This is a genomic window from Spirosoma jeollabukense, assembly GCF_054777855.1.
This window is the reverse complement of record NZ_BAAHAD010000012.1, coordinates 116006-137326: the sequence shown is the minus strand read 5'-3', so window position 1 is coordinate 137326 and position 21321 is coordinate 116006. Positions and strand designations below refer to the sequence as shown.

At 46.7% G+C, this 21321-nt stretch carries 17 protein-coding genes; 15 read left to right on the top strand and 2 right to left on the bottom strand.

What is annotated here, in order from left to right; all coding sequences use genetic code 11:
- Positions 1-11: 11 nt before the first annotated feature.
- The 4 genes from ACYVEA_RS29045 (at position 12) to ACYVEA_RS29030 (ending at position 4845) form a co-directional block, all read left to right on the top strand.
- Positions 12-1214, top strand: coding sequence for a DUF3945 domain-containing protein (locus ACYVEA_RS29045; protein ID WP_297369743.1), 1203 nt, complete (start codon positions 12-14; stop codon positions 1212-1214).
- A gap of 133 nt (positions 1215-1347) precedes the next feature.
- Positions 1348-2532: a DUF3945 domain-containing protein gene (locus tag ACYVEA_RS29040; protein ID WP_297369745.1), complete on the top strand. Its 1185-nt coding sequence runs from the start codon at positions 1348-1350 to the stop codon at positions 2530-2532.
- Positions 2533-2576: 44 nt separating this feature from the next.
- Complete coding sequence (locus ACYVEA_RS29035; protein ID WP_461116914.1) at positions 2577-4286, top strand: toprim domain-containing protein; 1710 nt, start codon at positions 2577-2579, stop codon at positions 4284-4286.
- Positions 4287-4425: 139 nt separating this feature from the next.
- Positions 4426-4845, top strand: coding sequence for a hypothetical protein (locus ACYVEA_RS29030; protein WP_461116913.1), 420 nt, complete (start codon positions 4426-4428; stop codon positions 4843-4845).
- A 75-nt stretch (positions 4846-4920) separates the two neighbouring features.
- Here the strand turns inward: ACYVEA_RS29030 and ACYVEA_RS29025 are convergent, their stop codons facing one another.
- On the bottom strand, positions 4921-6579 hold the full coding sequence (locus ACYVEA_RS29025; RefSeq protein WP_461116912.1) for a serine hydrolase domain-containing protein: 1659 nt from the start codon (positions 6577-6579) through the stop codon (positions 4921-4923).
- Entirely contained in the window at positions 6524-8920 is a 2397-nt protein-coding gene (locus ACYVEA_RS29020; RefSeq protein ID WP_461073737.1) for an outer membrane beta-barrel protein, read from the bottom strand. Before ACYVEA_RS29020 ends, ACYVEA_RS29025 begins: the two co-directional genes overlap by 56 nt.
- A 101-nt stretch (positions 8921-9021) precedes the next feature.
- On the opposite strand from ACYVEA_RS29020, the gene ACYVEA_RS29015 reads away from it, so the two are divergent.
- The 11 genes from ACYVEA_RS29015 (at position 9022) to ACYVEA_RS28965 (ending at position 21317) form a co-directional block, all read left to right on the top strand.
- Entirely contained in the window at positions 9022-10275 is a 1254-nt protein-coding gene (locus tag ACYVEA_RS29015; protein WP_297369757.1) for a sensor histidine kinase, read from the top strand.
- Positions 10256-10999 carry a LytR/AlgR family response regulator transcription factor gene (locus tag ACYVEA_RS29010; RefSeq protein WP_297369761.1) on the top strand — a complete coding sequence of 248 codons (744 nt, stop codon included), beginning with the start codon at positions 10256-10258 and terminating at the stop codon, positions 10997-10999. Before ACYVEA_RS29015 ends, ACYVEA_RS29010 begins: the two co-directional genes overlap by 20 nt.
- 327 nt (positions 11000-11326) lie before the next feature.
- Entirely contained in the window at positions 11327-11461 is a 135-nt protein-coding gene (locus ACYVEA_RS29005) for a hypothetical protein (protein ID WP_297369764.1), read from the top strand.
- Between the two features lie 182 nt (positions 11462-11643).
- The gene (locus ACYVEA_RS29000) at positions 11644-14670 is read left to right on the top strand and encodes a lantibiotic dehydratase (RefSeq protein WP_461116911.1); all 3027 of its coding nucleotides are present in this window, start codon (positions 11644-11646) and stop codon (positions 14668-14670) included.
- A 394-nt stretch (positions 14671-15064) separates the two neighbouring features.
- The gene (locus tag ACYVEA_RS28995) at positions 15065-15475 is read left to right on the top strand and encodes a hypothetical protein (protein WP_297369770.1); all 411 of its coding nucleotides are present in this window, start codon (positions 15065-15067) and stop codon (positions 15473-15475) included.
- Between the two features lie 322 nt (positions 15476-15797).
- Positions 15798-17990: a type I DNA topoisomerase gene (topA, locus tag ACYVEA_RS28990; protein WP_461073733.1), complete on the top strand. Its 2193-nt coding sequence runs from the start codon at positions 15798-15800 to the stop codon at positions 17988-17990.
- A gap of 130 nt (positions 17991-18120) precedes the next feature.
- A complete protein-coding gene (locus ACYVEA_RS28985; protein ID WP_461116910.1) occupies positions 18121-18696 on the top strand; it encodes a LytR/AlgR family response regulator transcription factor in 576 nt (191 codons plus the stop codon).
- A 12-nt stretch (positions 18697-18708) separates the two neighbouring features.
- Entirely contained in the window at positions 18709-19308 is a 600-nt protein-coding gene (locus ACYVEA_RS28980; protein ID WP_461073731.1) for a phage replication initiation protein, NGO0469 family, read from the top strand.
- Positions 19309-19492: 184 nt separating this feature from the next.
- Positions 19493-19900 (top strand): hypothetical protein, encoded by a 408-nt coding sequence (locus tag ACYVEA_RS28975; protein WP_461116909.1) that lies wholly within the window; start codon positions 19493-19495, stop codon positions 19898-19900.
- 190 nt (positions 19901-20090) lie between these two features.
- Positions 20091-20447, top strand: a complete 357-nt coding sequence (locus tag ACYVEA_RS28970; protein ID WP_461116908.1) for a DUF6922 domain-containing protein — start codon at positions 20091-20093, stop codon at positions 20445-20447.
- 84 nt (positions 20448-20531) lie between these two features.
- Complete coding sequence (locus ACYVEA_RS28965; protein ID WP_461116907.1) at positions 20532-21317, top strand: nucleotidyl transferase AbiEii/AbiGii toxin family protein; 786 nt, start codon at positions 20532-20534, stop codon at positions 21315-21317.
- Positions 21318-21321: the final 4 nt, after the last annotated feature.

Sequence of the window (21321 nt, the reverse complement as noted above, 5' to 3'; positions counted from 1 at the left end):
ATACCGACACTATGGCTTCTACAGATTATAACAGCTTAAACAGGGTCGAAAAGCCCGTTAATCCGCGTCCGCTGGAAACCGGCAACCGCTTCACCTGGGAGCAACTGGAAATGCAGCTTAAACCGCTGGGTATTCAAAAGGAAAGCTTATCGCCCGAGGATATGCGCGAGCTATTAAATGCCCGTCGTACGTCCAGCCTAACCCTGAATCAAACGGATAGCAACGGAACCACTACCCCGGTTCAGGGCCGTTTATTTGTCTATGACGATCCGGGGAAAGGTCCCCGCGTTGAACTGATTCCCCGGCAACTAGAGCGAACGCCGGCCCCCCGCTTTTTGGGCTACCAGCTCACGCACGAAGATCACATCCGGCTGCAACGAACTGGTGAATTAGGCCGTCCCGTCCCGTTGACGGATAAAGAGACCAATCAACAGTTTATGGGATTGGTGGGCTATGATCCCCAGACAAATCGGCTGACCGTCTTTCGGCAAGAACGATTCGTACCACCAACCGTTCTACGCAACGTGCCCATTACGGACAAACAGCAGCAGACGCTGAAAAACCACGGAGTCATCCGGGTAAAAAACATGACGGGTCTGGATGGCAAGCCCTTTACCGCCGACGTGCAGGTAGCCGCCCATAAACGAGGGTTGAAATTTACGCCTGTCAACCAGGCGGCTCTCAACGCCCTCCAGGTAAAACGAGATACGCAACGAAATGCGCCACAACCCGCTGAGTTGACGCCTAAACAGGTTGCTCGTCAGGCGGCCGACGAACAATGGAAGAAAACGATCGTATCGGCCAAGGATGAAAAAGGCCAAATCGTTCGCAAACCTGCGGGCGCATTAACCTATCAGGATATGATTCGGGTCAATAAGGTAAGTGACTCACCGGTTGAATGGAGGCCCTTAAACCGTATCCCCCATGGCCAGGAATTGAAAAGTCCAAGGGCGCAGGCTAAAATGGAAATTCTGGATTATCGAAAGGAACAGAGTGGGGTCGTATTGCCACCCAAAAAAACCGCGACAGCGGAGGAAATTAAGCGAGCTGATCAAAAATTTTCATCGTTGTCGGAGGGAAGAACGCCCGCGCGTACGGCTACCCCGCCAAGCCCCGCACGCCAAAATGAGCCCGTAGCAAAGACGGATAAAAATACGAAACAGACTGAGCCCATTGCCTCGGCTAAAGCGGGATACGGTAAGAAACGGGTATAAAACGCTATTATAAACGAGTGAGCTTGTAATTTCACGTTATATACAAAATATTAAATGAATGGATAGCACCGTCGAGAACACCTCTCCAATTTATGTATCTACGTTGATAGGTAAACGCTATACGATAGAACAGATGCGTCCAGTTCTAGCCGCTCACCTGGACTTATCGTCTAATTTAGTTTCCGCACCGGTCGGCCTTGAGATAAAGAAATTACTGGACGGTAAACAAACCAACATCATTCCATTGAAGGATGGCGATGCCGCCAAGCTCAGCGTCATTAATCATCCAACGCGGGGTTTATCGATCAACGTAATGCATGTGCAGGCGCGGCTGCAGCTGAGAGATAATTACCTGGGCCACCAATTTAGTCCCACAGATAAGGAAAATCTCCAGCGGTACGGCGATATGGGGCGCGCCGTTCAACTCATCGACCCATCGTCTGGTACACCCTTTAGAGGCATCATTGGCATTAATCCGGAAACGCAAAAAATGACGGTGATTAACACCGATAAATTTCCGATACCGGACAAGTTGTTGGGCGTACCCATTGATCCGTCCGCCAAAGAGCGGTTACGGGAAGGATACTCGATCCGCATCAATAACATGAAAAAAGATGACCAGACGTTTTCGGCCTTTGTCCGTCTGGCAGCCTCTAGGAGCGGGTTTAAGTTTGAACGCATCAAGCCGCCCAAACTGGAACAAACCCCGAAAACTAGCCAGTTGGTTACCTCACAAGCTGCTGAACGATCTACTTCGGCTACGCCACTACTGGATAGTTTAAGTTACGCCGGAAAGGGAATAAGGCAAACAACGCAAGCTTACCCGAATGGGGTTGAAGTGTTGGTCATCCCGCAGGCCGAAAAAGCCAAATACGTATTATCGATAAAACTTCCCCAGCTTGCCCAGGCTCCCGAAACCGGCAAGTTGTTTGCCCTGCCAATCATGGCCACAAAAACGGAGGCTGAAGCGTTACTTCAGCTCAGTCAGCAACTGGATAAAGCGATTGGAAAAAATCAACCGCTCCTTCCTGTCCTTCAGCAAACACCCGAATCCGTTCAACGTCTACTGCACCTTGATTTAATGAAGACGCTGAACAAAAAAAATGACCTACCCCCCAGCGGCACTGATCTCCAGACAGCTGCCCGCCCCATCCCACACTCAGCCCAGCAGCAACTGAAGACGGCATCGGTGACTAAACAAGGGGAGCAAACGACCAAACCGGCCCAGGTGAAGCCCGATGTAGAGGCGAAAACAGCCAAGGCTAAAGTTAGTAAACCCAAAACAGACGTGAAGCCTCCCAAAGGACCTCGTCCGTAAGGCCTTCGTCCCGTCCTTTTTCCCCTGTTATAAATTGAATCGCTATGTCAACTCAACCGCAGGAAGCCAAACGTACCAACCGCCAAGATGCTTACGATCGTCGGGTTGCCGAGGAGCGTTCACTCACCAATCGGTATAAATCGGATATCAATTTAGTGACTTATCTCATTGATCAGGGCTGGCAGCCGATTAAGGGGAAACACGGTAAAAACTGGGCGGCTCTGGAAGAGGAATCCACCGGGCGAAAGATCACCGTGCACCGGGTACAGGAAACCGGACATTATGCCTATAAATCGTTTCAGGATAACCGCGACCGGGGAACGATCATTAACATGGTATCCAATAAATTAAACCTGGATCTGGGCAGTCGGGATGGTTGGAAACAGTTACATGCTCACCTTAGCCCCATGGTAGGTAATGTTTACACCTCCCATGAGTCGATCCGGCCCATTGGCTTGAAAGACATTCGTCAGCTGGATGAAACCACAACAGCCCGACTGCTTAACATCGAGCCCTTGCAACAACGCAATTGGCTATATAGTCGTCATATTGAGGACAAGACCATCGATGCGCCAGAATTCAAAGGCCAGATTGTGCAACGCCCGTTTGAGACGAAAAACGGCTATACCGGCACCAACACGGCCTTCCCGATGCGTAATATGGAACACATCGTGACTCTCAACACGCGCAATGCCAGTCATAATATGCTCGTCTCTCCCAAACACGATAGTGTTTGGTTATCCAACGTTATTCCAGGCGTAAAACCCCGGGAAATTGTCATTACCGAAAACCCCATCGACGCCCTCTCTCACTACCAGCTACACCCGCCCCGTCAAGCTGGCGACCGGCTTTATGTATCGACAGGGGGGCAGCCCGGTGGTCTGCAACTGCCCACGTTACAAAAAATCATTGATACCATAAAACCCGAACGGTTCATCTTAGCCAACGATAATGACTTCTCGGGGATACGCTTTAATATTCAATACATGGGTAGCTTGAAACTACCTGGTCAACCGGACCAGGCCTGGCAGGCGTATATGACGGAGGGCAATCAAAAGACAGGCAATCCAAATCAGTTACGGTTAACCTTACCTAAGGGCGTGGAATCCCCGCCGGGTAAATCGCCCGAGGAGCTTGCCCAGCGAATTGGTTCGGTTATGAATCAGGGCCATTTAGTTGACGAGACGAAAGCTAAAGTAAAAGTGGGGAAAACGTATTTGGGTGATACGGAAATTACTGTTGATATTCCCAATAACAGACCTATGTTGATCCGGGCGGAAAACCTAACCAAAGAAATCCGGCTAACGGACAATCACTTTTACGTGAACCGCTCGGTGGAGAAAGATTTTAATGATGACTTAAAAGTAAAAGCCGATAAGATTCAGCAGGAAATTGATAAAATAAGGGCTAACCGACCTGAGAACCGGCAACATGACCCCATCACGCTTCAACCCGAGTGGCTAGTAAAATTGCAGTCTCAATTCAAAAACGACCCGGCTGCCCTCGCCAATCAAAAATCAACGGTGAAGGTTGGACCAACAGGATTACCGCTGCATCAATATGAGAAGGGAGCGGTCAATAATGAATTACCAAAAGATGGCGCCAAGCGAATTCGGAAAGAAACACCAGCGACGGTGCCGCCAAATTCACAAACCGCCCCTCCTCCGGGTAAGCCCGTCGACCCTAAAGAACATGTGAAGCCAGCGGTGCTTACCGATAAGCCGGTATCAACAAATCGAATACGACGCTCGTAATCGGTGTACCGATACAATTACGAAACCTAGTTACATTTTCGACTGCGCGTTAAGTTCGTTTAGGGCCTTTATTCACCAGGTAATTGCCGCTCATCGTTACTTTTATACCCGTCAAGTAACCTGTAAAACGTCCGCGACTATGAAGCCTTTATTTTCCGCCTGGCTAATCGATCCTTACCTTGAGTCGGTATATCCAATCGAGCTAACCGATTCCCTGTCGGATATTAGCCGTTGGATCGGTACCGTAGAGATTGGTTTTTTTCTTCATCATCCGTGCGGTGATCGGGCGATCATGAATGGGGATGTCCTGACTCAACCCCCATTGCCACCTGGCTGGCAATGGCTTGGAACGGGTGCGGTTTATTATGGCCGGGCCATCTGGATCAATGTGAACCAGGAAGGTCAACTCATGTCTCCTGAATCAACCCGTTGCTGGCTGGAAGGCCAACTCAACTTTATTGGATTCAGGGAATTAGCCGATGTAAATTCTGATCTATCAGATGACGATGATGAGGATTGGAATCAATTACTGGATGAAATCGGAAGCCAGGATGATTAGTAGAAGTGACTTAAGTTCGTTCTACTGGTATGATCCTCGTACAAGTCCATAGCCGCCATTAAGGGGCTCTGGACTTTATTTTTTTGTGAACTTATACACGTCGTCATCCAAGAAATCAGAAGGAGCGAACGCTATTCCATTCACCACTCCGGAGAGCGATACAGAAATAGTGGCGGGTGTAATGCCAAAATGCACATTTGAAAAAGTCATCCTAAACTCATTGCCATCCATATAGTCCAGTTGAGCCGTTAAGGACGGGTGATGTTCAAAGCGAACCAAGATATTCGTTTTTCCTTTCCCAGTGCCCAGGGTTGTGATGGTGAGATTACCGTATAATGGGTTATGATACGTGCCTTTAAGTGAATTGATGGAGAAAGGGGGTTGTTTAGCGGCCGAGACACGTTTATCAAGCATGGTAAGTATCTCTTTCGCATTGTGCTGCCGGCGTTGGTAGCCTTTAAAAAAGTAGTCAGCCCGGTTGGTGTAAGGTTGTCCTAAATAGCTGTCTAGTAGTTGAAAAAGTAATGCCTCGTAAAAAGTATTAAGATCATTCGAGGAAAATATAAAGAACGCTACTTTTTTATCGGGTACAATGCAATAAGCACTTCGGTAGCCGAAGCTTGTTCCAGTATGCAGAAAAACCTGATGGCCTGCGTAGTAAAGAAGGCTAACTCCCAAAGCGTAGAATTGACTTTCAATTGGAAAACCGGGAATAGGTGAAGTGCTGGCAATCGTATTAGGCTGTCGGGTAGCGGCAATCGTTTCCCATGGCACAACAGACTTTTGCTGGTAGCGTCCACTGTCAAGTTGCATCAGCATCCACGTGTTCATATCCTTCAAACAAGACACCATCCCCGTTGCCGCACCAATACTGCCAAGCGAGTCATAGGGTAGTGTAATCGGTTGATCGGATGTAGTACAGCAGGTGGAATAGGGTTTAGCTACATTGGAATCCCTGATCGTTGTCAGATCAAAATAGGTTCGTTGCATACCGAGAGGTTTTAGCAACAAGTTATCGACCTCATGCTCCCAGGTATTCCCTGTAATGGATGCCATCACTTCACCGGCTGCCACATAGCCTAAATTTGAATAACCAAACTGCTGGCGAAAGGGAAAGTCCGGCTTTAGCTGGGCAAGTTTTTGCGTGAGCTGCGACCGGCTATAACTAGTATTCCAAGCGACAAAATCAGCTTTGTGACCGGCAAGCCCAAGCCGATGGGATAATAAGTCCCGGATTGATAAGAGTGGGGTAACCTGGGCATCATACATTTTAAAGGATGGCAGGTAGTTAACGACGGGGTCATCCAGGTTAAGCTTTTTCTGATGAGCCAGGTGAGCGAAAGCAGTAGCTACGAAGAGCTTAGTATTAGACGCAATGGGAAACAGCGTATTTTCGTCAACCTGCTTGGCTGTTCCCAGTTCTCTTACCCCGTACCCCTTTGAAATAATGATTTTTCCATCTTGAACGATGCCGACGGCCATCGAAGGTATTTGCCAATTCTGCATGCCTTTCTGAACGTAACGATCCAAGCTGTCAGAGATAAAGGAAGGCGTTTGGGCGTGGCTGACGAAGGGAAAACAAAGAAGCAAGAAAGCCAAGAGTGTTGGCAATTTCGGTTGATATAAAGCCATAAAAGCTAATACTTTCAATGAAGCGTTAAAGGGCATGTTCGGACTGTTAGCGTTTTCCTCCCAACCGCTGCTGTTCAGACTCAGATCCGAATTCGCGTTCATTAACCGGTTTGGCTTTGGTATGACCAAACCGTAGCGCGTAGCTAACAAGGAGCTGCTGGGTTTCGGATTTATGGTAAAAAGCAACGGATGTATTCAAGTAATTCCCATAGTTCTGTAAAAGTAACGTATGGAAGATGTCAGTGGCTGACATTTTGAGGCTGGAATTATTATTAATCGAGTATTGTAAGCCGGCATCAAGGTACCAGATCGGTTTATATTTTAGATACCCGATTAAAGCTGTATTTCGACCCGTGAAAGCGAGAGTTGCCGACAACTTGCCCATGCTGAACGTATTCAAGAGTTTAACCACAACCGTGGGCTGTGATGTGGTAATGGGCACACGTTCAAAGGTGGAATAAAAGCGGCTCATCAAACCCGTCATCGTTGCTTGGACCTGCCAGAATGGGCGTATTTTCACCGGTATTGATAACACCAGCGACATTCTCTTTTCCCAGTCAAAATTTATATAATAGTTCAAAATAGCAGCTGATGTGGTGTCGTTTCGGAAGAGTATCTCAGTAATACGATTCCGACTATGATTATAGGAAAGGGAGAGCGACAACCGTTTCGGGGTAATTAGGCCAAGCTGAAAACTACTGGATAACTGAGGCAAAAGAAGTGGATTGCCGGTGTAAAGCGTCAACGGGTTATAAAATATATAAGATGGGTTAAGGACGTCAAAAGCAGGTCGAACAATTCGGCGATTAAAGTTGAGGGTGTATTTGAAATTTTGTTTGTTGGTATACTGGATACTAACTGTAGGAAATAAATTTGTGTAATCCCGTATCACCTCCAACCGGTTATTAACCTGAGCCTCATAGTGGGTATGCTCAAGACGTAAACCAGCCCGTACGGAAATGCCCGACCACTGGTAGCTCACCGAACTATACGCCGCTGAAGTAAATTCATCGTAATGAAATGCCCGGATCAAAGAACTTTTAAGTGAATCAAAACCTGGCGTAGCTTTAAGAAGATCGGGTTGATTTTGTAAAGTGATAGCACTGTATTTGACGCCGGTCTCCAGCGTACCCTTCTGAAATATTGCCGTCGTAAAATCTGCCTTAGCTGTTTTAAACCGGATGGTATTCGGATAGTCAATCACCAGTGATTCACTAGGCCTTGGCTGATCCGGCAAAAGAGTGTAATCAGCCCGGGATCGGGAATTGTCAGTATACTGGGCTGCATCAATATCAATTGTCAGAAACGTTTGGGGTTTCGAAAAAGTAAACTGGTAATTCACATTAGCGGATAGATTGAGTTGCCGAGAGCGCAGTTGAGAGATTGAATTGATCTTGGTCAGTCTGGCCGAAGGCGAGGCCAGCTGGTACTCCAGAGAAGACGATGGATTCTGCGTATCACTAATCTGGTTAAGCATAAGCACAGCCCCAATGGTTTGCTGCTTGGTCAGCTTGAGATCCCAATTCGTGCGAAACAAATGAGCACTGATGTCTTCCTTGTTTAGTTGATTACCCGATGAATAGCCGGACTCTGCATACTGGCCAGCAGGTACCGTCTGGTACGTATTCCAACTAAAATACGTTGGTCGATAAGATGGATTGTAAAGGAATTTACCAGACAATTTTGTTTTCTGGACTGACACGCCAACGGATGCATTCGCTTTAATATACCGGCCAAATCCACCTGTAAGGTCAAGGTCCAGACTTGTTCCCTGTTGATAAAAGTTTTTGGTAAATAATAAGATGACTCCACCCGAGTTTGCATCATAGCGAGCGGATGGATTTGTTAATATCTCGATCCGTGAGATGGAGTTGGCCGGCAGGCTTTGTAAGTAAGCTACAATCCGTTCGGAAGGTATATAGACTTGCCGGTTATCCTGATAAAGCACAACCCCCGGTTTATCGTCAATGGCCACTTTTCGATTGATAACGTCGATAGACAGCCGGGGTGCCAGGCTCAGTAGATCAAGAGTCGTTCCGCCCGAGTACAGTGGATTGTCTTCGACATTCAGCAGCGTTCGGTCACCTAGTAATTCAATGAATGGCCGCTTTTGTTTTACTGATACTTCAGCTAAGTTTAATGCCTTAGTCTGCATGGTGAAGGCCAGAGGGGCGCTACTGGTCGAATCGCTTGAAACAACAGGTTGGAATATAGATTGAAGTCCAACGTGCGTTATTCGTACCAGATAGGCACCATTATGAACGACATTGATTCGAAAGTAACCACTTGAATCGCTTTGCGCCGTCAGGATAAGGGAAGAATCGACCTGTAGCAGAGAAACCGTCGCTTGGATAACGGGTTGTTTGGTCTCGGAGGTAAGCTGGCCAGCTATTGTTAGAGAAACCGGAAGTGCTGGAGTAGACTGACCAACCGCACGCATCATAGTGCAATTTGTGAAAAAGATAGTCAGGAAGGCATGAAGAAATAAAACTGAGTAAAGAGTTTTTGGTTTATTCATCGGTCGGTCATTAGCTACATATAGGTATGTCCCTTTTTTCATCTAAAGATAACCCAGAAAATCTTAACCCGGAATTCATTCAGCAACTGACCATCGGCCGGAAGATAACCCCTCAGCGCATTGCTATTCACGTGCTGTACTGGCTTTGGAACTGTTATGAGAATTACAATGATTTTTACCGGATGCTTAAGCTTCGGCCTGAGCTTCCGGTGGACCCGGGCTTACATCGGTTCATGTTCATGAGCCACCTCGTGACCACTATAGTTACCTATTATATAGTAGGGTATCTCGTCTTACCATCACTTTTAAAAGTGCTGATCTATTACTATGCCACCCGGAAAGTGCTCTGGCGAAGAATTGCTTTTCTGATCAGCTCTTTTTTCCTGGTCTTTCTGCTCTTCAATGTGTATGACTATTATATATTCGGGTATGCTGTCACCCATTTTAAGCCAGTTCCCGGCTTTATCGAACGAAATGCGAAGTATGTCTTGGATCTGGGGCCTTTCGCTTTTCTTCGTTCTCAGGGTGCCCAGGGCTTTATCTGGGCGTTTAATCTATCCTATCTACTGCTTCCCTGTCAATTGCGACTTATACGCTGGCTAACCACCTGGGGAGTTGATAACATAAAGAAATACGATCAGAATCAGAAGCTAGCCCGAAATCAGCTTAAATATCTGCAGGATCAGATTAACCCTCATTTTCTGTTCAATGTACTCAATAACCTGTATGCCCTCATTCACCGAACCAACAGCGAAGCCGCCTTACTGTTGCGTCGATTGATTGATTATTTACGGTATACGCTATACCGAACCCACAATAATTTCGTCGAGCTGAAAGAAGAATTGCTGTTTCTTCAGAATTACGTGGAGATTGAACAAAGCCGACTCCGTGATCCAAGCGTGATCAGTTTTGTCCGACATGGTAACGCCGATGGTCAGTTGGTACCGCCTTTACTGCTCTTGACCTTCATTGAAAACGCTTTTAAACATGGTATCCATAAAAGCTACCACGACGGATGGATCGATATAAAGATTGAGATACTGGAAAACCCCGCTCTGCTGCGCTTGGACATTAAAAATTCGGTTAGTAGCGAGAACGCATCCACCCGCAAAGACGCGGGTGGATTGGGACTTTACAACGCCAGACAACGGCTTAACCTGTTATTTCAACCCGACCAATACAAGTGCACCATTGACGAGCAAGCCGATATCTATCATGTTCAATTAGAAATTCCACTTCATCAATCAAGCGTAGTTAACTATGAATTCGAAACGAATTAAGTGTCTGATTGTCGAAGATGAGCCTCTGGCTCAGAAGATTCTAAGCGAACACATTGAAATGATTGCTACGCTTGAATTAGTCGGTACAGCTTTCAATGCCGTTGAGGCTCGGAGCTTAATTGACAAAACAAAGCCTGATTTTATCTTTCTAGACATTAATCTGCCAGGTAAAAACGGCTATGATTTTCTCAAAACCTTACCCACGCCCCGGCCACTGGTGGTCGTTACTTCAGCCCATGTTGAGTTTGCCTTGAAAGGCTACGAACTGGAAGTGATTGATTTCCTGCAAAAACCTATTTTCTTCGATAAGTTCGAGGGAGCCATCAGCAAAGTAGAAAACCGCATGCGCTTAATGCATGCGCTGGCGGGTCAGGAGGCTACGGAAAAGGTATTGTGGGCAGAGAACGACAAAAAGCTTGTTTTGATCCGGACAAATTATGAACTGTTCCGAGTACCCTTTGAAGATATTTTTTACATAGAATCCTGGGACAACTATGTGAAGGTTAATCGCCGTTCGGCACCAACTAAACCACTAACCCCCCGGACTACACTCACCTCGATTGGGAATAATCTACCATCGCCATTTTTACGTATCCATCGTCAGTTCATGGTAAATACGGATCATGTGCAAAAGCTAAACGCCAATTCAGTCTTGTTATCTAATGGAAAAGAACTGCCGGTCAGCAAATCCTGTATGGAGCAAGTCAAACTCGCTCTGTCGTGAAAAGTCAACTGAAAGATGTTGAACCACTGAGCCACTGACCCCCTTAACCCTCATTTCTTTGCCACTCGCCACCTATTCTAAGGATTGAAAAAGGAAATAAGTACTTTTAAACTCATCACTTTATCTCGTAGCAACCATGGCACAGAAATCATTACCCCCCAGATTTTCACTCAATCCCCGCCAAGTTTCAACGCGTCAGCTCGCTCTCCCGGCAGACTCCTCAAAGCGAATGACGACAATAACGATAACTGTGGTCGAAAACTTTTGAATTAAGGTGAATTTGCGTTTAAATTTGGATGATAAAATCTTAATATAAACTCAATCCTTATGAAACGCTTCCAGCTCAAAGAAATTAAGGTTTCCTCACGGATGACTCCGGCTGTTGTGAAATCCGCAGGTAAAAGCTCGACCGGTGGTGGTAACACAGGAGGCAGCATTACCACCACTACCGGTGGTGACTAACGAGATTTGTTCTCCTTTTTAATGAACCCACCTGATAACGGGCTGGGTTTATTTTTTTTAGGGTTATGGTAAAAAATGAAGTTGGTGACCATTCTTTTTTTGTCGTTAGAGCGGCTACCCATTCACTAAGCGATTTAATTAATCGTCTTGATCAAATACAAGCGAATCAGTCGCAAGACTACTTGCCCCTTATCACCGACTGGCTAAAGGAGCCCTGGAATCAAAAAGGGTTGTTTCTAGCAAGTCCGGACCTGTACGAAGCCTGGCTTTCGCAGGCTCATCAGCAACAGCTTTCTTCACCTACCCTAAAAGCGCTTTGGCGGTACATCCTTCGCTCGTATTCACGAGCGACTCCTTTCGGCTTATTCGCTGGGGCCGGGCTAGGCCGCGTTGACAAGCAAAACGCTTTTACATTGGGTAGCCATCCGTGGCGGGTAGTCAGTCGACCAGATGCCACGTTACTCACCAGTGCTAGTGAGATTATCCTGCAGGAACCATTTGTACGCAAACAGCTACTTTATTCGCTCAATAACAGCCTCTATCAGGTAGAGGAAGAGTTTCGATTTTCACAATCCGTTCCAGAATCAACGGGCTTCAGGATTATACTAACCTCCTACGCGGTAACAGCGGAATTAAGCCTAATCGTTGAGAAACTAACCCAAGAAACTTACCTTAGTTTCCAGTCATTACTGGCCCTATTCGACTTGGAAGACCAGCAGGAGGCTGAAGTATTTGTAAATCAATTAATTGACAGTCAATTTCTATCGAACTCATTAATGATGCCGGTAACTGGTCCAAGTTGGATTAGTAGATTGACCCATCTGGATCAGACAAAACAGGTAGTTTCTCCGCTGCTTCGGGAATTAGTGACCATCAGTAACGATCTGATGAGTCAGGATCAAACACTGGAGGGCTTAGAGGCCACTCAAAAGAAGCTTAAAAAAATCAATGGCCATCCACAAAGCAGTCCTGCCGAATACGCGGGGTCAATGATCCAGACGGATCTGGTATTCACTCCCGATCAGTTATCGCTTAACCAGCAACTCGTTCATCAGCTGGCCGAGCAGTTTTCCCTGATTCTCCCATTAATTCAAAATAAGAGGGAGTTTCCAATAGCCAACTTTATTCGCAAATTTAGGGAACGTTATCAGGATGCAACGGTCGATTTGCTCACGGCCCTCGATCCCGAATACGGTTTAGGCTTTCATGTCCAGTCGGAAGCAAGTACGAGTCTGTTAAAACAAATTCCGTTTGCATCACCGGCCAACGAAGCCTCCGAAACCCCCTCAAACCTTGTTAAATTGATCTACGAGCGCTTTTCGTTAACGGGGCACATGGAAATTTCGTTAACCGAAGAGGATATCATCCCGCTTTTAGAAGATCAGCCCAAGCGGCCATTACCGCCAAGTTTTTATTTGTTTGGCGAGTTGTATCAGCAACCACCCGTAGCAAAAGAAAGCGTAGAGGATTTGGTCAACCCTCTACCGACCAGTCATTGGCATTTCTCGATTAATGCGGGAACCACCTCATCGCCCACTTTTTTACTCGGCAGGTTTTGTCTTAATGATCCCCTGTTAACCCGGCAGGTTCAGGAGATGTGTGCTTGGGAGCAGTCCCAGTATCCAAATGAAATACTGGCTGAAGTTGTACATGCTCCGCCAAGCCCTAATCGGGCTCGAAATGTAGTTTCCAGGCCTGTCTTACGATCGTACGAAATACCTTATCTGACACCGGCAGGGGTCGCCGCTGATCGAGTTATTAGCCTCAACGACTTAGGCGTTTACGTTACGCATACGGAACAAATCTACCTCATCAACAAATCAACTGGCCAGCGAATACGGCCTAGGCTTAGTACAGCGCATAAATTTACGTTAGGCGATGATATCTATCAATTCCTGGGATACATCGAGCAGCTGGAAACGAATCGCTATGGGGTTCGATGGGGCTATTTCAAAGATCAGCCAGTACTGCCCCGAATAACCTACAAAAATTTAATTCTTCAACCCGCACGCTGGACAATCCGCCGTTCCACTGTTCAACAGAACGGCCCAGTCACCCTGCAACACATACGCCGGTTATACAATCTACCAAAGTACCTGCAGCTCATAGAGCGGGATCTTACCCTGTTTCTGGATCTGGATGCAGCACCTTGTCAAACGATTCTCCTTGATGAACTAAATAAAAACGAGCTCATTCGATTGACAGAATGGTTACCTGCTTCTTACCAGCCCTGGCTTGTCGAGAAAGACAGATATTTTGTGTCTGAACTGATCATACCGCTGAAAGGGCTTTCGACTACGCCCGGCAATCCTACGCAGCGTGTTGTCTTCGATCAGACTACTCAGGAAGCCCGCACCGTGTATCCAGGTGGGCCATGGTTATATTACAAAATCTATCTCAGTGAATTAGCGGCGGATTATTTTCTGACGCACTGCTTGTTCGACTTCACTAATCAACTCCTGTCAAGTGGGTTATGTCAACAATTCTTCTTTATTCGCTTTGCCGATCCCGACTTCCATATTCGTATACGTTTTCAATCCGATACAAGTGTTATTAGTAAACTTATTGAGGCCTGTAATTCATTTTTCACGCCCTCAACACCTGATTCACTTGTTTATCGCTTTTCAATCGAGACCTACCAGCGTGAGATAGAACGGTACACGCCAGAATTGATGGCGGCCTGCGAGACTGTATTCAGCCAGGATAGTCTGATGATTTTGACTTACTTGTCCTCCCAGGAGAACTCGTCCAAATCTGATATCGAGCGTTATGCTTTTGCCATAGGACAGGTCAGTAACTTAGTAGACGATTTTCGCTATTCACTGGAAGCTAAAATTGCATTCTGTCAACGAAATCAAACCAGTTACTGGCATGAGGAGGGCAGTTTGAAATCTGTCAAAAAAGGCTTAAATTCTTTATTTCGTCAGTATGCCGATTCAATCTTCGATCAGGCGCAACAACTTACTGACGACTTCCTGCACCGCTCGCAGGCGTTTCAAGCGGCACTTGATCAAATCAATTTATTCTATCAGCAAAAGCCCCAGACGGTCGTTAAAGATGAGCTGCTAACCAGCCTTATTCACATGCACATCAACCGTCTATTCCCCACGGAACAACGGCGGCATGAGCTGGTTATTTATCACTTCTTAGTGCGTCGATATGAGTCGCTCCTGGCTAGGCTGAAAACAGATACCGCGTCCCCCCATTGATCATGCCTAGTTAGTTGTAGACATAACAAGGGCCGTTTACTCGGACAGCTCAGGTCATTCTTCCTTGTAAAACGGCTCATTAAGCCATTGAGCGAACGCATCACCGTATACCGGTATTTATGTTTGAATAAAGCAGATCCCTGCTGATCATTTAAGTATCTGTTCAGATAGTACTACTTAACTTAATCATTCGCCCCTCTTACCTACTTGTTCAGTCAGTTCGCCACATTTCTGCCGAAGCATACCGCTTAATAAAGCAAATTAGATAAGTCAACTTTCTTAAAAGGGCATCAAGATGGGTTGGCCTTTGTGTTTACTGCTCTAAATCTGATCAAAAATTTCATAAAAAAGAGACCGTAAAATTTGGTCAAAAAGTATTTAAATATATACCTTTATGAAACATTTTGAAGGTTTCTCCCTTGCTCAACCTCTTGCCTCACTGATGGATCAATTTCCTAATTTATCTCAAAAAGCCGATGCGCTGCCTGAGCTTTGGCAAGTCGGACAGCTGGTAACCCTTGCTGAACCGCATTATGGGCCTCATAATCCCTGTGGCAGCGTTGGCGTCGTATATGTCATTGATACCGAAGATCCTGACATGCCTTACGTTGGCATTCTAATGGAATCCGGTGATGATTTGAATTTGATTGACGCCTTAGCCGTCCACAACAGCTTTATAAGCTTGGGAATTGTCCCATTCGACTATGAATTTTCAAGCTGTCAAACGCTGATTGCAGATCAACAAGAAGGCTTGTTTCTGCCTTGTTTTCAAGCCGCTCATCAACTGATGCATAAGGATGAATAAGTTTACTCAAGAAATAGGAAACTGGCCGTTATGGAGTCAGCTCCTGCTACTGGTAGTCCTGGGGTTAGTCATTCATTTTTGGTTTGGACGCCTGAGCAGCTCCGTGCTGGCAACCAGAACAGCCGGTGGGTCTTTCGAACGGTTGTGGCGGTTGATACAATGTGTGCTCTGGGCAACCGGCCTAAGCTGGATAGCGGTTCGCTTTTGCGTGGGTACCAATGGTCAGGGTAGGCCCTATGAATGGGGGTTTTATGGCCGTGTACTTTTTGTCGGGTTGACAGCTTACCTATCTAATTTTCTAACCCGTTACTTTTCTTAATTCATGGCTAAGCATCTACTCATTGTTGAGTCACCAAATAAAAAACAAAAAATAGGTCAATACCTTGATGAATTATATGGTAGCGGCCAGTGGCACGTAGCCGCCAGTGTAGGTCACGTTCAGGATCTGCCGGAAAAGGAGTTAGGCATCAACCGGGAGCGCAACTACAGCATGTCCTATCAGGTAAGCCGGGATAAGGAAAAAGTCGTTAGTGGCCTAAAGAATCTGGTTCGGGAGGTGGGTGCTGATCATGTAATTTTAGCCACTGATCCTGATCGGGAGGGCGAAGCCATTTCCTGGCATTTGAGCCGATTGCTCAACCTATCACCAGACAAGGCACAACGGGCCACCTTTCAGGAGATTACTAAAGCAGCTATCAAATCAGCGCTGGACAGCCGGCGGCCAATCAACATGAGCCTGGTCAAAGCCCAGGAAGCCCGGCGTGCCATCGACAGGATCGCCGGCTATGAAGTATCGGATATCGCCCGGCGCAAAACAGGTAAAAATCTAACAGCAGGCCGCGTGCAGAGTGTTGCTTTAAAGCTAATCGTAGAACGGGAAAAAACGATCTCTTCGTTTACAGATCAGTTCACCTTCAAGCTCACGGCTGTCTTTACGAGCCCTAAACATGAGTTAATCAAAGCCAATTACGTAGGGTCGGGGGAAGCGGACATCCAAAAAATGAACGCATTGCCTGTTTTACAGGCTTATCTAAATACCGCCACCGGCAAGTTGTGGCGCTTGCTGGATAAACAAAGCAAGCCCGTACTGCGGCAGCCTGGTCCGGCTTTCACTACCTCCTTACTGCAACAGGAAGCCATTCGCAAGCTATCCAAAGGAAATGACCGATGGGGCGCAAAACGGGTTATGGAGGTTGCTCAGGCGTTATTCGCAGCGGGTCATATTACGTATATGCGTACTGACTCACCCAACCTCTCGCTTGAAGCGGTTGAGGCCATTCAACAGCAGGTTATTAGCCAATTCGGTGAATCCTATTTTCAGCCCCGGCGCTTTCCCGTCAAAGCCGATGCGCAGGAAGCCCATGAAGCGATCCGACCGACTCATATGGATGTTAAAACGGCGGGAAATAACGTGGATGAACAATCCTTATACCGGCTCATCTATACGCGGGCCATGGCCTCACAAATGAAACCAGCCCAGTACGAGGAGACCATGCTAACGATCGGCACCGGGCAACCCATTGATACGTTTCAGGCAAAAGCCAGTACCTTAATTTTTGAGGGTTACCGCGCTATCTATACAGAGGCCGATGAGGAGGAGGTAAGTGACGCAGCGTCCGTTATTTCGCCCGTAGCGGTTGGTACAACGCTGCGCGTCGATCAAATGCAGGGTAAACAAACCTACCGACAGCCCCCAAAGCGATTTGATGAAGCAACCCTGATTAAAAATATGGAACAGAAAGGGATCGGGCGACCATCTACCTACGCGAGTATCCTATCGACGATTCAAAAGCGAGGTTATGCTGAAACGGGCAATGTCGCTGCCCGAAAATTGCCGGCAACCCTCATTACGCTGAAACAGGGGTCGATTCGTACTACGACCGAGCAACAATCCGTTGGGGGTGACAAAGCCAAACTGGTTCCCACGGCTACGGGTATTCAATTAGCCGATTTTCTGGAAGCGAATTTCTCCCCATTAGTTGACTACGGATTTACGGCAGGTATGGAGAAACAGCTTGACGAAATAGTTGAGGGCAAAAGCAAATTTCTGACTGTTATTCAAAGCTATGATCAAATGCATCAGCGAATGATTGCCCATGTGGAAGCGACGCTTCCTGATGCCAAGCGGGAAACAGCTACTCGATTACTGGGGGAGTATAAGCAAAAACCCGTTCGGGTAGGCACCTCAAAACAGGGAACGTATCTTTTATATAACGATGCGTTTACGCGGGTCGAGTCGCTATCCGCCGATGAGCTAACGCTGGAGCTTGCTATTCCAGTGTTAGAATCAAGTTCTTCGACACCGGCTGCCAAAGGGCTTACAATCATTCACAAAGCCGGGAAATACGAAGTCAGAAAAGGGCAGTTTGGGTACTACCTAACGGACGGGGTTACGAACGCTAAACTGCCTAAGCAGTTTGCTACGGAAAGCCAGATGAAAACGATTAAGACCGCTGATGCACAGGCTATCATAAAAGCCTATCTGGAGTGGAAAAGGAAAGCCACTAACAAGTAGTCACTTTTTTTGCATTTTTTGAGCCGAAAAAAAAACAAAAATATCCTCAAAAAATGGTTTATTTGAAACCCAATGTTAAAGGTTAGTAGTCCATCGCCACTAAAATTCCCCAAAAAACGCTACTTTAGCCATGCACCGTATACGCCTTAATGCAACGATCCGGTATTTGAGAATTCCTACCTACAGTGGAAGTACCGAAAAAATAAGAGTAACGGATGAAAACGAAGAACGGCTTTCTTCCTGTAAGGGGGGTGAATCCGGTTCAACGGACGAGTTAGAATGGTTAACTGAAGCGACAATGACAAACGATACACAAAATGCAATTATAGTTGGGGAGCCCGCTTATCTGATCTATCGAGAGGTGAACGTTAATGGCATTAAATCGGAGATGGAGCCCCTGCGCAATGAAGAAATTATTCGACTGGAAAGCAACGGCGGGTATTGTTACATTTATCTCAAGGATAACACCCGTTATCTATTAGCGATGAGTCTAAAATGGGTGTCAAAATACCTGCACGATTTTGTTCGAATTCACCGAACCCATGCGGTTAATCCGATCTACGTAAAGCAGTATTTACTGGATCACCAAAAGAGACAGAAAGACCGGTATTTGCTTCTGAAAACCGATGAGAAATTACCCTGGTCTCGACGCCACCTTCGTGAACGACGGCAGGATTCTCCCCAGTTATTTGATTTAATCCTTTAACTAAGACCGACGATGAGCCTTCTATTGCCAATCATTCAGCAAAGCCCAACTGACTTAACCACGGGTGAATACGTGGGCATTTTGTTTCGTATTGTTGAAAAAGGAACCCAGGAGGAGCTATTCAAACAAACGAATCAATTGTATCAACGGCCAAAAGTACTGTTGACTTGGGTGTTGCCGGATCAGTATGAACTCGTTCAAAAGCAACCGCGTCCCGTTTTGATCCATAAAGAATACACGCAATCACTTCGGCAAAGTTCGCACCTCTACCGGGATGTCATTGGAATGAGAGGCTATGACTTTTCTGAATCAGAGCTTACCTATCCGTTTGATCTGTTGTCGCTGTTAGGCACTCCCAGTCTTTTATCGGTACAGGTAACTAAGAAAGGGGAAACCTGCCATCCTGAATTAAAACAGATCCAACCACTCCCCGCTGACACCTGCGTATCCGATTGTCCATACGATTTATATTCGCTGACGTTTAAAGACTGGAATTGGGAATTATACGATGAGTTAAGCCAGAAGCTACAGCAGGAAATTGCCCGATCACCAGAGTATGCAAAACTGCCCGCCCGGGTGAATCAGCTTACCAGTGAAAAGCAGGATCAGTAGCAACGTTGTATCGATTAACCACCTTGACGAGCTCCTTGATTAAATCAAACCGTCAAATAAAAAAGGGGCGATAACCGGGATGAACTGCTAAGCGCTTGTGAGCATCTCGGCCGTATTAGCCCGATTCTTTTTCCGCTGGATTGTATATTAGATAGGGTAGAACCTTTTAGACGCCCGCCTGGTCATGAAACGCCTTTTTGAACCCCTGTCATTACCGTTTAAAGTGCCTAAGCTGTTTGCTATTCCCTACTACATACAGGCTTTCCTGGTAGGGGCAATTCGGCTCACCATCGCCATTCTGCTGGGACCAGAGGCTTATTTCATCAGCCGGCTTCGCATTGGTATGGCCATCAGCGTCTTCCTGGTGAAGATCGTCTTTGCTTTGTTTAAACAGGATGCAACCGGGCGGCAGTGGATGCTCTATTTAGCCATCGCCGCTGAAATCGTTCAAGTTGGGATGTCTCTATACGTTGGCTACCGACTAGCGAATGCCACACCGACGATTGAAGTGGTAGAGCAAGTTGACATTGTCGATGAACAGGGGCGGTTGATTACCACCTACGAAAAGAAAGTCTCACCGGAAGAATTATAGACCGAGCTTTCACGTGCCACCGTGGTCAACGCGATGGCTTTTTTTGTCCCCGCAGTAAAGCCCTTACGTCTGATAGCGCCCGAAATCTAAAAAATTAATAATTTCATTTGCTGGCCTATTTGGCGTGCTAAACTATTTTTTTTTTGGTCAATAAGACTTAGGTTTATTCATCCTTTTTAGTGTAAAGATCATGGCTTTAGATCATTCAAAACCTAACCTGGCAACCGGCAAGCCGGATACTTCCCGCAAGTCGCTGCAAATCACCACGCGCAGTTTATGGGGCTACGACGTCGACTCACTCAATATCGAAAACGATCAGGATCGCCAGACAATTATCGCGCGCGTTTTTGATGCGGGCACCCATGAAGATAAGCTGGCCATAATCGATTTTTTTGATCTGGAGACGATCAAACAAGCCTTATTGAATACCGCTGAATTGCAGTCATCGACCATCTCTTTGACGGCCATCTGGCTGAATCTAAAACCGGAAATGTACCGGGCTTACAAACGACTGGACTTATCACAGTTGAAGCATGCCTCGTTTTAACGCCATCAGGAGCCTGTTTGCCCACGCTTAATGCTTCCATACTGATCTTATGCGTAAGGCCAAGCCCATAATCAACTAGCCCGTATGTATCATCTCCAAACTATCGATGCAAAACCCTACCAGTTGCTGCAGGAATTGATGACGAATCGAGAGCTGGAGCAAGCCGGGTTTTTACTGTGCGGGGGTGGGGCAATTGCCCTGCACCTGGGCCACCGGCAAAGTACGGATATTGATTTGTTTACGCCTAAAGCCATTCCCGCCGAGGCCATGAAGAAATTCATGGAGCAAACCTTTGGCGCTCGTGTCGATGTGTATGCACAAAGTGATTTAGGTATTCGAGGTTTTTTGGATGGGATAAAATTTGATATGATTCGGTTTCCTTATCAAATGCAGCATGCCCCCCTTACGGAGCAGAACATCCGATTTCTGGATTTAAGGGATGCCGTGGCGATGAAAGTACATGCCGTGGCTAACCGCGGATTGCGCCGTGATTTTTACGATCTGGCGGAGATCCTCCAACGGATGCCCTTGAAAGAGGTACTCGAAAACTATCAACGTCAGTTTTCGCCCTCCCCGATGGCGATGAGCCATACCAAGCGGGCGCTTACGTTCTTTACGGATGCCGAAGCAGATTCAACCAAAGTGGATGTTCGAAACGGCAGGAACTGGGATCAGGTAAAGAAAATTATAGCACGAGCCGTTCAGCACCCCGCTGAACTACCAACGCTGAAGGCACCCCGTTTGCCTAAACCCGGGAATCCTCACCTGACCGACCTAAAGACATCTGCCCCCGGCAGGCCGCTCCCGAGTCAACAAAAAACGTCCTCTACTCAGGTATTCCGACCCATCAGTACCCGTCGAGTGACTTAACTTC

What these genes read in the sequence shown, in the direction of transcription:
- ACYVEA_RS28970 (WP_461116908.1), top strand. Translation starts at nt 20,091, where the DNA reads ATGGCTTTAGATCATTCAAAACCTAACCTGGCAACCGGCAAGCCGGAT.
- topA (WP_461073733.1), top strand. Translation starts at nt 15,798, where the DNA reads ATGGCTAAGCATCTACTCATTGTTGAGTCACCAAATAAAAAACAAAAA.
- ACYVEA_RS28985 (WP_461116910.1), top strand. Translation starts at nt 18,121, where the DNA reads ATGCACCGTATACGCCTTAATGCAACGATCCGGTATTTGAGAATTCCT.
- ACYVEA_RS28995 (WP_297369770.1), top strand. Translation starts at nt 15,065, where the DNA reads ATGAAACATTTTGAAGGTTTCTCCCTTGCTCAACCTCTTGCCTCACTG.
- ACYVEA_RS29035 (WP_461116914.1), top strand. Translation starts at nt 2,577, where the DNA reads ATGTCAACTCAACCGCAGGAAGCCAAACGTACCAACCGCCAAGATGCT.
- ACYVEA_RS29040 (WP_297369745.1), top strand. Translation starts at nt 1,348, where the DNA reads ATGCGTCCAGTTCTAGCCGCTCACCTGGACTTATCGTCTAATTTAGTT.
- ACYVEA_RS29005 (WP_297369764.1), top strand. Translation starts at nt 11,327, where the DNA reads ATGAAACGCTTCCAGCTCAAAGAAATTAAGGTTTCCTCACGGATGACT.
- ACYVEA_RS29025 (WP_461116912.1), bottom strand. Translation starts at nt 6,579, where the DNA reads ATGAACGCGAATTCGGATCTGAGTCTGAACAGCAGCGGTTGGGAGGAA.
- ACYVEA_RS29030 (WP_461116913.1), top strand. Translation starts at nt 4,426, where the DNA reads ATGAAGCCTTTATTTTCCGCCTGGCTAATCGATCCTTACCTTGAGTCG.
- ACYVEA_RS28975 (WP_461116909.1), top strand. Translation starts at nt 19,493, where the DNA reads ATGAAACGCCTTTTTGAACCCCTGTCATTACCGTTTAAAGTGCCTAAG.
- ACYVEA_RS29045 (WP_297369743.1), top strand. Translation starts at nt 12, where the DNA reads ATGGCTTCTACAGATTATAACAGCTTAAACAGGGTCGAAAAGCCCGTT.
- ACYVEA_RS28980 (WP_461073731.1), top strand. Translation starts at nt 18,709, where the DNA reads ATGAGCCTTCTATTGCCAATCATTCAGCAAAGCCCAACTGACTTAACC.
- ACYVEA_RS29010 (WP_297369761.1), top strand. Translation starts at nt 10,256, where the DNA reads ATGAATTCGAAACGAATTAAGTGTCTGATTGTCGAAGATGAGCCTCTG.
- ACYVEA_RS29015 (WP_297369757.1), top strand. Translation starts at nt 9,022, where the DNA reads ATGTCCCTTTTTTCATCTAAAGATAACCCAGAAAATCTTAACCCGGAA.
- ACYVEA_RS28965 (WP_461116907.1), top strand. Translation starts at nt 20,532, where the DNA reads ATGTATCATCTCCAAACTATCGATGCAAAACCCTACCAGTTGCTGCAG.
- ACYVEA_RS29020 (WP_461073737.1), bottom strand. Translation starts at nt 8,920, where the DNA reads ATGATGCGTGCGGTTGGTCAGTCTACTCCAGCACTTCCGGTTTCTCTA.